Genomic DNA, 12,038 nt, shown 5'->3' on the forward strand with positions numbered 1-12,038 from the left:
CCCGAAGCCGTTACCATTGGAGCCCCTCCCACTGACATTTGCCCGCCTGGAGCCCCCATGATTCTGGAACTTGCCGACATCCGCATCCACCCCGGCCAAAACGCCGCCTTTGACGAAGCCATTGCCCGCGGCCTGCGCGACGTCATCTCCAAGGCCAAGGGTTTCCAGGGCTACAAGGTCAACAAGGGCATCGAGAGCCCCGAACGCTACATCCTGCAAATATTCTGGGACACGCTGGAAGACCACACCGTGGGCTTCCGCGAGGGCGAGCTGTTCCCCCAGTGGCGCGCCATCGTGGGCCCCTTCTTTGCATCCCCCCCCGTGGTGGAACACTTTGACCTGGTGGTGAAGTCGGCCTAAGGAAGGAACGCGCCATGAGCTTTGTTGTCACGCCCCCTGCCATTCCGTCCATCCCCGTGGTGGGTGCTTCCGCCCGCTTCCCCATCCACCGCATGTACTGCGTGGGCCGCAACTACGAAGACCACGCCAAGGAAATGGGCCACACCGGCCGCGAGGCGCCCTTCTTCTTCATGAAACCGGCCGACGCCGCGCTGGTGGCCGAGGCCGGCCAGACCGTGGCCATGCCCTACCCCACGCTGACCAGCAATCTGCACCACGAGGTGGAGCTGGTCGTGGCCATTGGCAAGGGCGGTGCCAACATTGCCGCAGCCGACGCACACCAGCACATCTACGGCTACGCCGTGGGCCTGGACATGACGCGCCGCGACCTGCAAAACGAGATGAAAAAACAAGGCCGCCCCTGGTGCATCGGCAAGGGCTTTGATTTCTCGGCGCCCATTGGCCCCATTACGCCCGCGGCCCAGGTGCCCGGGATCCACAGCGCCGCCATTGCGCTGCAGGTGAATGGGCAGGACCGCCAGCGCAGCACCACGGCCAAGCTGATCTGGAACATTGCCGAGACCATCGAACAGCTGTCCGCCGCCTGGACGCTGCAGCCTGGCGACCTGATCTTCACCGGCACGCCCGAGGGCGTGGGCGCCGTGGTGCGCGGCGATGTGCTGCTGGCCCGTGTGGAGGGGCTGCAGCCCCTGCACGTGCAGTTGGTCTGAGCGCGCCCATGCTGCGCCCCCCCATTCGCCATTGCAAACAGTGCGGCACCGCCGTGGTCTACCGCGTGCCGGATGACGGCGACACCAAGGAACGCGCCGTCTGCCCGGCCTGCAACACCATCCATTACGAGAACCCGCTCAACGTGGTGGGCACAGTGCCGCACTGGGGTGAGCAGGTGCTGCTGTGCAAACGCAATATCGAGCCGCGTTTTGGCAAATGGACCCTACCCGCAGGCTTCATGGAGCTCAACGAAACCACCGCCGAGGGGGCCGCACGCGAGACCGATGAAGAAGCCGGCGCGCAGTTTGAGATGGAAGGCCTGTTCACCCTGCTGAATGTGGCGCGTGTGGGCCAGGTGCACCTGTTCTACCGCGCCCGCCTGACCAGCGACCAGTTCAACCCCGGCACCGAGACTATCGAGGCCAAATTGTTCCGCGAAGACGAAATCCCCTGGGATGAGATCGCGTTTCGCACCGTCAAGGAAACGCTGGAACGCTACTTTGCCGACCGCCGTGCCGGCCACTTTGGCATCCATGCCCTTGACATTGTTTGACGCGCTGCTGGGTCGCTGGCTGGACGACGGCCAGCGCGCGCAGTTGCAGGCTCGGTCGTACCAGGTAGGTGCTTTTGTGGTCTTCAACCTGCTGGACGATCCGGCCTGGCTGGCCCTGATGTTTTGCTGAACGCTGCCATGTTGCCCTGCTTTGTTTTGCTGGATCTGGAGACCACCGGAGGCAGCGCGGTGCATGACCGCATCACCGAAATTGCTGCCGTGCGTGTGGAGCACGGCGTGGAGGTGGCGCGCTGGAGCACGCTGGTGAACCCTGGCGTGCCCATTCCCTCCTTCATCCAAAGCCTGACTGGGATCACCGATGCCATGGTGGAAGACGCGCCCACATTTGCGCAGGTGGCGCCCCGGCTGCTGGCGCTGCTGGACGGCGCGGTGTTTGTGGCCCACAACGTGGGTTTTGACCATGGCTTTGTGGTGCAGGAGCTGGCCCGGCTGGAGAAGCCGCTCAAGGTCAAGACCCTGTGCACCGTGCGCCTGTCGCGCAGGCTGTACCCGCAGCACAAGGGCCATGGGCTGGACGCCATCATGCAGCGCCACGGCCTGCGCACCCAGGCCCGCCACCGCGCCATGGGCGATGTGGAGGTGGTGCTGCAATGGCTGCAGCTCGCCCAGGCCGAACTGGGCGCCGAGGCGGTGCAACGCGAAGCCACTGCCCTGCTGCGTGGTGGCACCAGTGCTCCCGCCCAGCTCGAAACCCCGGTGGACGACATCCCCGATACCCCAGGCGTGTACCTGTTTTACGGCGAGGGCAGCACACCGCTGTACATCGGCAAAAGCGTGAACATGCGCACCCGCGTGCTGGCCCATTTCCAGAGTGCGGAAAAAGTGGCGCGCGAGGCGCGCATCGCGCAGGCGATTCGCCGCGTGGAGTGGCATGAGACTGCAGGCGAGCTGGGTGCCTTGTTGATGCAAACACGCCTGGTCCAGGAATTCAAGCCGCTGCACAACCGCAAGTCCAGCAAAAAGGCCCAGGTGGACCTGGTGCAACAAACCCTGCAAGCGTGGCCGCACGCGGGCCGCATCGGCATCCGCGAGCACCATGCACGCACCGGCCGCACCGATGTACATGTGTTTGACCAGTGGTGCCATGTAGCCACCGTGCACTCGGCCGAAGACCTGGACGATGTACGCCAGAGCCGGCAGGCGCTCACGTTTGACCTGGAAACCTACCGCGTGCTGGCCAAGCGACTGGCACCTCCCATGGGCCGCGACAGCGCGGTCTTTCCCCTGGAGAACACCCATGGCTAAACGCAGCCTGCCCTTGCGCGTGCAGATGGCCAACGCGATTCTGGAGCTGGTGGTGCAGGTGCCCCCCAGCAACGAACCCACGCAGCAGCACCCTGCCGAGCGCGCCCACGCGATTGCCAGGGCCACCGCGCGCAAGGCCAGCTTGCTGGCGGGTTCGCTCTCGCTGCCGCCGGGCTGGCTGGGCTGGGTTACCGTGCTGCCCGAGATGGTGGGCGTGTGGAGGCTGCAGGTGCAGATGGTGGCCGACATCGCCGCGGTCTACGGCCAGCACCACACGCTGGGGCGTGAGCACCTGCTGTACTGCCTGTTCAAGCAACTCTCGGCCCAGCTGTTTCGCGACATCGCGGTGCGCATGGGCGAGCGCGTGGTGGTGCGCCCGACCACCCTCAAGGTGCTGCAGACCCTGGCGCAGAAGCTGGGCGGCATGCTCGCCGTGGCAGCGCTGCGCAAGGGTGCCTCTCGCTTTGTCCCACTGCTGGGCGCGGTCAGCGTGGGCGCGTATGCCTACTACGACACACTGCAGGTCGCGCACAACGCCGTGGCCTTGTTTGAGAATAAAAAAGGGGCCTAGCCCCCGTGGATATTGCGCTAATAGCTATAAAAACAGGAGCAATCAATGAACATTCTGCATGAGCTGCAGTGGGTATTGCCGCTGCGTTCGGACGCTGGCACGCAGTTGGCCATGGCCTTCTCGTGGCTGGGCTACGCCACGTTTTTGATGTTCTTCATGTCGATCGGCTACTGGGTGTGGAACAAGGAACGGTTCTTTCGCCTGCTGGTGGTAGTGGCCAGCAACGCGCTGCTCAACGCCTACGCCAAAGACCTGTTCCAGGACCCGCGCCCACCGCTGGAGATCCGCCTGGATGACCTGGTGGGTGCCAGCTACGGCCTGCCCAGCGGCCACGCCCAAATGGCCGTGGCCTTGTGGATGTGGCTGGCCTGGGAGGTGCGCCGTGCCTGGGTCTGGTGTCTGTGCAGCGCCATTGCACTGGGGGTGATGTTCAGCCGCATGTACCTGGGTGTGCACGACCTGGAGGACGTGCTGGGCGGCGCCTTGCTGGGCGGTGCCAGCCTCTTTGTGTTTGCCTGGGCCCGCCACCAACCCAGCCCGCTGCAGCACTCTCTGGGATGGCAGTTGGCGGCCATTGTGGGCGTAGCCATGGCGGCGCTGTTGAGCTGGCCGGGCGGTCAGCCACCCGACTATGTCCCCATGCTCACGGCCTGGCTGTCCACCGCCACCATCTGCCTGCACTGGGATCGCCGAAAGCTGCGGTTCGCAGCACCGACAGGCCCGGCCCGCGTCATCGGCGCGGCCCTGCTGGGTGCCCTGCTTTTTTGGGGTGAACAAAAGCTGCTCAAGGTTCTGGGCCTGCAGCTGCAGTGGGAGCCATCGTTATGGTCGGCTGTCAAAGGGGTGGTCAGCGGTGTGTTTGTGGCACTCTTCGTTCCCTGGGTGCTTCGCACGGTGCGGCTGGCACCAGCGCACACGGCCCCCGCCCTTCTCTAACCACATTTCACGCGATTCCTACTGTTCTTACGCGCGCCATGGCCAAACTGTTTTTCCGCTACTCGGCAATGAATGCCGGCAAGTCCACCTCGCTGCTGCAAATTGCCTACAACTATGAGGAGCAAGGCCAGGCTGTGCAGCTCTTCACCGCCGGCATTGATGACCGCAGCGGCCGCGGCAGCATTTCCTCCCGCTTGGGGCTGCAGCGCCCGGCCAGCGTGTTCGACGCTGACACCGATTTCCTGGCCCTGCTCACGCCGCGCACTGACTTGGCCTGTGTGCTGATCGACGAATCGCAATTTTTGACGCCCGTGCAAGTGCGCCAGCTGCACCAGATTGCCCACACCGTGGACATTCCCACCATCTGCTTTGGCCTGCGCTCGGACTTTCAGGGCAACCCGTTTCCCGGCGCGGCCTACCTGCTCACGCTGGCGGACGACATCGAAGAAATCAAGACCATCTGCGCCTGCGGTCGCAAAGCCACCATGAACATCCGCATCGATGCACAAGGTCGACGGGTGTGCGAAGGGCAGCAGGTCGAGATTGGTGGCAATGAACGCTACCGGCAGGCCTGCGCGCGCTGTTTTTACCAAGAGGCTGACAATGGAAAAATCTGATAGTGCGCTGCCCCCGTGGCCCCAGGTCGGTGCGGGCCTCTGGACCCGTTGGTGGGGCTACTTGGTACGCTGGCTGGTATTCGGCGTGGTGGTAGGTGTGTTCCAGCCGGTAGACGATGGGGTCAACGGACTCTGGCAACGCCTCTTGGTCCGCGTGGCACTGGGGCTCGCGTTCGGCCTGGTCGCGGCCACCATCTTCACCTTGGCAGAAAACACGCTGAACGCCGCACGGGTACGATGGAAAACGGGGCTTCTGGTGGTGCTGACCTGGGCTATCGTCAAAGCCCTGTTTGTAACTGCACTCGCCCTGGTCTAGAGGTCCGGGCCAGACCAGGCCTCAGGCCAACAGCCGCCGCATGGCTTCGCGCTTGCCCATCTTCATCACCACGGCAATCTTCTGCTGCTGGGCGGCCCGAGGCTGGGCCTTGCCCCCTTCCCATTTGTGGACCGAAAGATAAGACACATCCAGCAGAGTGGCCATCTGGGCCTGGGTCAGACCCAGCTTGCCACGCAGTGCCGCAAAGCGCTCCGCGCTGAAGCGAATGCCCGGCGCCGCGACCGCAGGTGCAGCAGTGTCGTCCTGCGCGCGTGCCTTGGAGGCCCGCATACCAACCCTCACCGCCGCAGCCAACGCTTTGACCTCACGCTTGAGTGCGGCAATCTCGGAGCGATGGGCTGTCACGGTCTTGCGCAGGGCCAGCAACTCATCCTTGAGCTCCTTGCGGGCAACGCGGGCGATCTCGGATTTGAGGGAATTGATCAATGAGCTCATGGGGAAGATACCAGTCCTGAAAGAGTGTCCATCAATGAAGTACCTTGGCATTCGATTGCAACCAAGCGCCCACGATTCTCCAATGAAAAAAGCCTTCAAGCATCACTGCTTGAAGGCTTTTGACATTTATCGTGGTCGGTGTGAAAGGATTCGAACCTTCGACCCCTTGCACCCCATGCAAGTGCGCTACCAGGCTGCGCCACACACCGATCGAGTCTCGAATTATAACCTCTGTTTGAGGCGCTTTCAGATTGCTTCGGCAAGAAGTTCACGAATCTCAAACAATTCCCGCTTGAGCTGCACCAACTCCATCGCTGGCAGGTCGGGTGCATCCACCAACTGGCTGTCTTCAAAGTCATCCAAGTCCATGTCATCGACTTCAACGACTTCCAGACCATCGAGCATGACTTCGCCATTGCGCTTCTTGTCGCGTTCACTTTGCAGGAGCTCCTGCATCTTGTTGCGCGCACCGCTGATCGTAAAACCCTGGTCGTAGAGCAAATCACGAATCCGCCGAATCATCAGCACCTCGTGGTGCTGGTAGTAGCGGCGATTGCCACGGCGCTTCATCGGGCGCAGCTGCGTGAATTCCTGCTCCCAATACCGTAGCACGTGGGGTTTTACGCCGCACAAATCCCCCACCTCACCGATGGTGAAATAGCGTTTGGCGGGAATGGGGGGGAGAGTTTTCTCCATTTAAATCAAAGCTGTACGAGGCAAAGCGCAGAGGTTACTCTAACTTTTACTCGCGTGCAAAGACCATTTTGCGGCCAGCTGCCAGATGGCGGTCGGGTGTTGCTAAACGGCGCTAAACCGTTTTGCCTTCGTCCTGGATTTGCTCTTTGAGCTTGTGGCTGGCATGAAAGGTCACCACGCGGCGTGCCTGGATGGGGATCGCCTCGCCGGTACGCGGGTTGCGGCCCGGCCGCGGCGCCTTGGTGCGGATCTGAAAGTTGCCAAAGCCGGAGATTTTCACGTCTGTGCCATCCACCAGGCTGGCCGCAATCAGGTCAAAGAACGAGTCGATCATGTCCTTGGACTCTCGTTTGTTCAACCCGATTTGCTCAAACAGCATGTCGGCCAACTGGGCTTTGGTCAGCGCCGGCGTTTCCAGGCTCTCAACAGAAAAATCCATGGTGGCTACAACCTTCTCGTGGGAATGGGTCAGGTCAAACGCGCTGGCGGGCAGCAACCGCCGCAACCAGTTGCTCCACCACGGCCTTCACCGCGGTTTCAATCTGTTCTTCAGTCAGGGTGGCTTCGTCACTGTTGAGCGTCAGGCGCACAGCCAAGCTGCGGTCGGTCCCGCCGTCTGCAGCCACCGCATCCTTAGCCAACTTGGGGCGGTACACATCGAACAACTGCGCATCGCGCAACAAGCCCGACGTAGGCGCGGCCCATACGGCGGCCATCAAATCAGCATGGGTCACGCTGTCAGCCACCACCACCGCGATATCGCGCTGCACAGCCTGGAACTTGGCCACCGGCTTGAACTCGGGTACCGGACGGGCCAGCACCGCATCCAGCGCCAGTTCGAACACCATGGGTGCTGTGACCAACTCGTAGGACTGGCGCCACTTGGGGTGCAACTCGCCCACATGGCCAATCACCTTGCCGTCCAACACCACCTGGGCACAGCGGCCGGGGTGCATGGCGGGGTGGGTGCCAGGGGTGAAGGTGGCTTTCAACGGCGCCAGCAAGGCTTCCACGTCGCCTTTGGCATCAAAGAAATCAACGCCCTGCTCTTTGCGGCCCCACTGCAGGGTGTCGGCACTGCCGCCCACCAAGCCGGCGATACGCATGGGTTGGTCGAAACCTTCGACGGTGGCATCGGTACTCTTGACGGATGCGTCGCGCAGGAACACGCGGCCCAGTTCGAACACGCGCACACGCGGCGCCTTGCGGGCGGCATTGAAGCGCAACACCTGCACCAGTGAGCCGATCAGCGAGGAACGCATTACGCTCATCTGGCTGGCAATCGGGTTCAGCAGCTTGATCGGGTTGGGGTTGCCAGCCAGCTCATGCTCCCAGCGCTCCTCCACAAAGCTGAAGTTGATGGTTTCCTGGTAACCCAACGCGGCCAGCGCGCGCCGCACGGCAAACGGGCTGCGCTGCGCCTCGGCACGGATTTTGGCTGTAATGGGTGCCAGCGGAGGGGTATGTGGCAGGTTGTTGTAGCCCACCATGCGGGCCACTTCTTCGATCAGGTCTTCTTCAATCTGCAAATCGAAACGGTAGGACGGCGGTGTGACGGTGACCACCCCATTACCTTCCACCACGGGCAAGCCCAAACGCGTCAGGGCATCTGCGCACTGGGCCTGGGTCAGCGGCATGCCGATTACCTTGATGGCACGGGCCACACGCAGCGTGACCGGTGCCGGTGCAGGCACGTTCGCTTTTTGGTCGTCCATCGGGCCACAGGTGGTGGCCGGTGTGCCGCAGATCTCGATGATCAGCTGCGTGATGCGCTCAATGTGCTCCACAGTCAGCTCCGGGTCCACACCACGTTCAAAGCGGTGGCCTGCATCGGTGGAAAAATTGAAACGGCGTGAACGACCGGCAATCGACTTGGGCCACCAGAAGGCGGCTTCCACGTAAATGTGTTGCGTGTCGTCGGACACGGCGGTGGCATCACCGCCCATGATGCCGGCCAACGACTCGACCTGGGAGTCATCCGCAATCACACCCACCTTGTCATCCAGGATGACAGTGTTTCCATTGAGCAGCTTGAGCTGCTCACCGGGCTTGCCCCAGCGCACGTCCAAGGCGCCATGAATCTTGTCCAAATCGAAGATATGCGACGGACGTCCCAACTCGAACATCACGTAATTGGAAATATCCACCAGCGGCGTCACGCTACGCTGACCGCAACGGGCCAGGCGGTCCACCATCCATTGGGGAGTTTTGGCCTTGGTGTTGACATTGCGCACCACACGCCCGGAGAAACGGCCACACAGATTGGGGGCGCTGATCGTCACGGCTACCTTGTCTTGGGTCGTCACCGCCACGGGGACAATAGGTGCGGTGATCAGCGGCGCACCGGTCAATGCAGCCACTTCACGGGCCACGCCATAGACGCTCAGGCAATGCGCGAGGTTGGGCGTGAGCTTGAGGGTGAACAGGGTGTCATCCAGATCCAGATACTGGCGAATGTCCTGCCCCAAGGGCGCGTCCAGGGGCAGCTCCAGCAGGCCGCCATGGTCTTCCGACAGCTTGAGTTCACGGGCCGAGCACAGCATACCCTGGCTTTCCACACCGCGCAGCTTACCCACCTTAATCAGGAAGGGCTTGCCATCTTCGCCGGGCGGCAGCTCGGCACCCACCAGCGCGCAGGGGATGCGAATGCCCACGCGGGCATTCGGTGCGCCGCAAACGATGTTCAACAGCTCGGGCTGGCCTACATCCACTTTGCAGACGCGCAGGCGATCGGCGTTGGGGTGTTGTTCGGCTTCCTTGATCTCACCCACCACGATCTTGGTGAAAGGAGGAGCGACGGGCTTGAGCTCTTCGACCTCCAGCCCCGCCATGGTCAACGTCTCCGCCAGCTCGGCGGTGGAAAGGGAAGGATTGCAGAAGGTGCGCAGCCAGGATTCAGAAAATTGCATGGTCAGTCAGGCTAGAGATACGACAGTGGGCGACGGTGGGGTCTTGTGGCAGTTACTGAAACTGGGACAAGAAACGGATGTCACCGTCAAAGAACAGGCGCAGGTCGTTCACACCGTAGCGCAGCATGGTCAGGCGGTCCGGGCCCATGCCAAAGGCAAAGCCAATGTACTTCTCGGGGTCCAGGCCCATGTTGCGGATCACATTGGGGTGAACCTGGCCGGAACCGGCCACTTCCAGCCAGCGGCCAGCCAGGGGGCCGGTCTGGAACTGGATGTCAATTTCGGCGCTGGGTTCGGTGAAGGGAAAGAAGCTGGGGCGGAAGCGCAGCACCAGATCGTCGCTCTCAAAGAAGGTCCGGCAGAAATCGGTGAAGACAAACTTCAGATCCTTGAAACTCACGTTCTCGCCCACCCACAGGCCTTCGCACTGGTGGAACATGGGGGAATGGGTGGCATCGCTGTCCACACGGTAGGTGCGGCCAGGCGCAATCACGCGAATCTCGGGCATGTCGCCGGAGAAAAGGCCATCGGCGGAAGCACCTGCAGCGGCACGATGCGTCTTGACGTGTTGCACTGCGTAGCGGATCTGCATGGGGCTGGTGTGGGTGCGCAGCAGGTTGGGCGCGGTCTCCGAACCACCTTCCACATAGAAGGTGTCATGCATGGAGCGCGCGGGATGGTCTTCGGGCGTGTTCAACGCGGTGAAGTTGAACCAGTCGGACTCGATCTCCGGGCCCTGGGCCACTTCAAAACCCATGGACCCGAAAATGGCTTCAATACGTTCCAGCGTCAAAGACACGGGGTGCAAACCACCCTGCCCGCGCTGACGACCTGGCAGCGTCACGTCCAGCGCTTCGGCCTGCAGCTGCATTTGCAGCTCGGCATCAGCCAGCGCCTGACGGCGCTCAGTCAGCGCAGCTTCAATCGCCTGCTTGGCCACGTTGATCGCGGCACCGGTTGACTTTTTCTCTTCCACGCTCAGCGCGGCCATCCCCCTCATGAGCTCGGTCATGCGGCCGGACTTCCCCAGAAACAGGGCTTTGGCATTTTCCAGATCAGCAGGCGTTGCCGCTTGGGCAAAAGCCGCTTTGGCGGTGTCAACGATGGCGTTCAACTCGGTCATAAATTTGAGGAGACTGTTTATGTCATTGAAAAAGGGCTAGTGCTTTTTCAAGCGCTAGCCCTTGTTTCTGGTGCGCAGAACGCTACAAAATCAGTAGCATTCAGCCGCGAACTCAAGCAGCCAGTTTGGCTTTCACTTGTTCCACGATGCCAGCAAAAGCCGCCATGTCATGGATCGCGATATCGGACAGAACCTTGCGGTCGATCTCGATGTTCGCTTTCTTCAGACCATTGGCAAACTGGCTGTATGTCAGACCGCATTGACGGGCTGCGGCGTTGATACGCGCAATCCACAACTGACGGAAGACACGCTTCTTGGTACGACGGTCACGGTAGGCATATTGCCCAGCCTTCATGACGGCCTGTTTGGCAATCCGGAAGACATTACCGCGGCGACCACGGAAACCTTTTGCAAGGGCCAGAACTTTTTTATGGCGGGCGCGAGCCGTTACACCACGTTTGACGCGAGGCATGTGATTACTCCTTGTTCGTCGTTAATTAAATACCACGACCGGGCAGCATCTGTGCCATGTGACCCATATTGGTCTCATGAACTCCAGTGGAGCCGCGCAAGTGGCGTTTATTTTTGGTGGTCTTCTTGGTCAAGATGTGACGTTTGAAGGCTTGGCCGCGCTTGACGGTACCACCTGGACGGACGCGGAAGCGTTTCTTCGCCGCGCTCTTGGTCTTCATTTTGGGCATGTAAATGCTCCTTTTCATTTGTGCTCGTGAGGCGTCCGGAAAACTACTTCCAGCCTTGTTGGCCCCGAGCCACTTTTAAAGTGGCGCGTTTTACCGCTCCACTACTTGGCGAATCCGAAGATCCGCCGTTCAACACGGCAGGTGACCAGACCTGCCGAGAGAATTTAGGCCGCAGGTTCTGCTGCGGGCTTTGGTGCGCCACCAGGCTTTTTACGGCCGGGGGCAATCATCATGATCATCTGGCGGCCTTCCAGCTTCGGGAATTGCTCCACGAGGATGGTGTCGCCCAGTTCGTCGCGCATACGCTGCAACATCGCCAAACCAATTTCTTGGTGGGTGATTTCGCGACCCCGAAAACGCAAAGTGATCTTGCACTTGTCGCCATCGGCCAAGAAGCGCCGGATGTTGCGCATCTTGATGTTGTAGTCGCCGTCATCGGTACCAGGACGGAACTTGATTTCCTTGATCTCAATAACCGTCTGCTTGGCTTTCGCTTCCGCCGCTTTTTTCTGCTCCTGATACTTGAACTTGCCATAGTCCATCAACCGGCACACAGGCGGGTTGGCAGTAGCGGCAATTTCAACCAGATCAACATCCAGCTCGCCTGCCATACGCAGGGCTTCCATCAGGCTAACGACACCTAGCGGCTCATTCTCAGGACCAGAGAGGCGAACCTCTGGGGCCATGATTTCCCGGTTAAGACGGTGTTTGCGCTCTTCACGCTGACGGCGGTCACGAAATTCAGTAGCGATGGCTCAATCCTTCACAATTTTTGCTACTCCAATAGTAGCGATTGCCGCACATGGCACGCCGTCAAACCGGG

Annotated in this window: 17 protein-coding genes and 1 tRNA gene; 9 read left to right on the forward strand and 9 right to left on the reverse strand. The window is 61.2% G+C overall.

Annotated features, from left to right (window positions below; all coding sequences use genetic code 11):
* Nucleotides 1-57: 57 nt before the first annotated feature.
* The 9 genes from AC3WS7_RS02630 to AC3WS7_RS02670 are packed head-to-tail and all read left to right on the forward strand — an operon-like array spanning nucleotide 58 to nucleotide 5,330.
* Nucleotides 58-360, forward strand: a complete 303-nt coding sequence (locus tag AC3WS7_RS02630; protein ID WP_296464329.1) for an antibiotic biosynthesis monooxygenase family protein — start codon at nucleotides 58-60, stop codon at nucleotides 358-360.
* A gap of 14 nt (nucleotides 361-374) precedes the next feature.
* On the forward strand, nucleotides 375-1,070 hold the full coding sequence (locus AC3WS7_RS02635) for a fumarylacetoacetate hydrolase family protein (protein WP_492655283.1): 696 nt from the start codon (nucleotides 375-377) through the stop codon (nucleotides 1,068-1,070).
* 8 nt (nucleotides 1,071-1,078) lie between these two features.
* Nucleotides 1,079-1,624, forward strand: coding sequence for an NUDIX hydrolase (locus tag AC3WS7_RS02640; RefSeq protein WP_492655284.1), 546 nt, complete (start codon nucleotides 1,079-1,081; stop codon nucleotides 1,622-1,624).
* Nucleotides 1,605-1,754, forward strand: coding sequence for a hypothetical protein (locus AC3WS7_RS02645; protein ID WP_296464336.1), 150 nt, complete (start codon nucleotides 1,605-1,607; stop codon nucleotides 1,752-1,754). The genes AC3WS7_RS02640 and AC3WS7_RS02645 overlap by 20 nt, the downstream gene beginning before the upstream one ends.
* Entirely contained in the window at nucleotides 1,748-2,890 is a 1,143-nt protein-coding gene (locus tag AC3WS7_RS02650; protein ID WP_492655285.1) for an exonuclease domain-containing protein, read from the forward strand. The genes AC3WS7_RS02645 and AC3WS7_RS02650 overlap by 7 nt, the downstream gene beginning before the upstream one ends.
* Nucleotides 2,883-3,461: a hypothetical protein gene (locus AC3WS7_RS02655; RefSeq protein WP_492655286.1), complete on the forward strand. Its 579-nt coding sequence runs from the start codon at nucleotides 2,883-2,885 to the stop codon at nucleotides 3,459-3,461. The genes AC3WS7_RS02650 and AC3WS7_RS02655 overlap by 8 nt, the downstream gene beginning before the upstream one ends.
* 45 nt (nucleotides 3,462-3,506) lie before the next feature.
* A complete protein-coding gene (locus AC3WS7_RS02660) occupies nucleotides 3,507-4,397 on the forward strand; it encodes a phosphatase PAP2 family protein (RefSeq protein WP_492655287.1) in 891 nt (296 codons plus the stop codon).
* Between the two features lie 38 nt (nucleotides 4,398-4,435).
* A complete protein-coding gene (locus AC3WS7_RS02665; protein ID WP_296464348.1) occupies nucleotides 4,436-5,014 on the forward strand; it encodes a thymidine kinase in 579 nt (192 codons plus the stop codon).
* Nucleotides 5,001-5,330, forward strand: a complete 330-nt coding sequence (locus tag AC3WS7_RS02670) for a hypothetical protein (RefSeq protein ID WP_492655288.1) — start codon at nucleotides 5,001-5,003, stop codon at nucleotides 5,328-5,330. The genes AC3WS7_RS02665 and AC3WS7_RS02670 overlap by 14 nt, the downstream gene beginning before the upstream one ends.
* 21 nt (nucleotides 5,331-5,351) lie before the next feature.
* On the opposite strand, the gene AC3WS7_RS02675 is transcribed toward AC3WS7_RS02670, so the two are convergent.
* The 9 genes from AC3WS7_RS02675 to infC form a co-directional block, all read right to left on the reverse strand.
* Nucleotides 5,352-5,786 carry a helix-turn-helix domain-containing protein gene (locus AC3WS7_RS02675; RefSeq protein ID WP_296464352.1) on the reverse strand — a complete coding sequence of 145 codons (435 nt, stop codon included), beginning with the start codon at nucleotides 5,784-5,786 and terminating at the stop codon, nucleotides 5,352-5,354.
* Nucleotides 5,787-5,918: 132 nt separating this feature from the next.
* Nucleotides 5,919-5,995: transfer RNA gene (locus AC3WS7_RS02680), tRNA-Pro, on the reverse strand.
* Nucleotides 5,996-6,032: 37 nt separating this feature from the next.
* The gene (locus AC3WS7_RS02685) at nucleotides 6,033-6,482 is read right to left on the reverse strand and encodes a MerR family transcriptional regulator (RefSeq protein WP_296464355.1); all 450 of its coding nucleotides are present in this window, start codon (nucleotides 6,480-6,482) and stop codon (nucleotides 6,033-6,035) included.
* Nucleotides 6,483-6,594: 112 nt separating this feature from the next.
* The gene (locus AC3WS7_RS02690) at nucleotides 6,595-6,921 is read right to left on the reverse strand and encodes an integration host factor subunit alpha (protein WP_492655289.1); all 327 of its coding nucleotides are present in this window, start codon (nucleotides 6,919-6,921) and stop codon (nucleotides 6,595-6,597) included.
* A gap of 34 nt (nucleotides 6,922-6,955) precedes the next feature.
* Nucleotides 6,956-9,391: a phenylalanine--tRNA ligase subunit beta gene (gene pheT / locus AC3WS7_RS02695; RefSeq protein ID WP_492655290.1), complete on the reverse strand. Its 2,436-nt coding sequence runs from the start codon at nucleotides 9,389-9,391 to the stop codon at nucleotides 6,956-6,958.
* Between the two features lie 52 nt (nucleotides 9,392-9,443).
* Nucleotides 9,444-10,514 carry a phenylalanine--tRNA ligase subunit alpha gene (gene pheS / locus AC3WS7_RS02700; protein WP_296464364.1) on the reverse strand — a complete coding sequence of 357 codons (1,071 nt, stop codon included), beginning with the start codon at nucleotides 10,512-10,514 and terminating at the stop codon, nucleotides 9,444-9,446.
* A gap of 112 nt (nucleotides 10,515-10,626) precedes the next feature.
* On the reverse strand, nucleotides 10,627-10,986 hold the full coding sequence (gene rplT, locus AC3WS7_RS02705; RefSeq protein ID WP_094480549.1) for a 50S ribosomal protein L20: 360 nt from the start codon (nucleotides 10,984-10,986) through the stop codon (nucleotides 10,627-10,629).
* Nucleotides 10,987-11,011: 25 nt separating this feature from the next.
* Nucleotides 11,012-11,215 carry a 50S ribosomal protein L35 gene (gene rpmI, locus AC3WS7_RS02710; RefSeq protein ID WP_094481090.1) on the reverse strand — a complete coding sequence of 68 codons (204 nt, stop codon included), beginning with the start codon at nucleotides 11,213-11,215 and terminating at the stop codon, nucleotides 11,012-11,014.
* A 164-nt stretch (nucleotides 11,216-11,379) separates the two neighbouring features.
* The gene (gene infC / locus AC3WS7_RS02715; RefSeq protein WP_296472175.1) at nucleotides 11,380-11,967 is read right to left on the reverse strand and encodes a translation initiation factor IF-3; all 588 of its coding nucleotides are present in this window, start codon (nucleotides 11,965-11,967) and stop codon (nucleotides 11,380-11,382) included.
* Nucleotides 11,968-12,038: the final 71 nt, after the last annotated feature.

The sequence above is a fragment of the Rhodoferax sp. EU05-FHT12H12 genome (assembly GCF_058791215.1).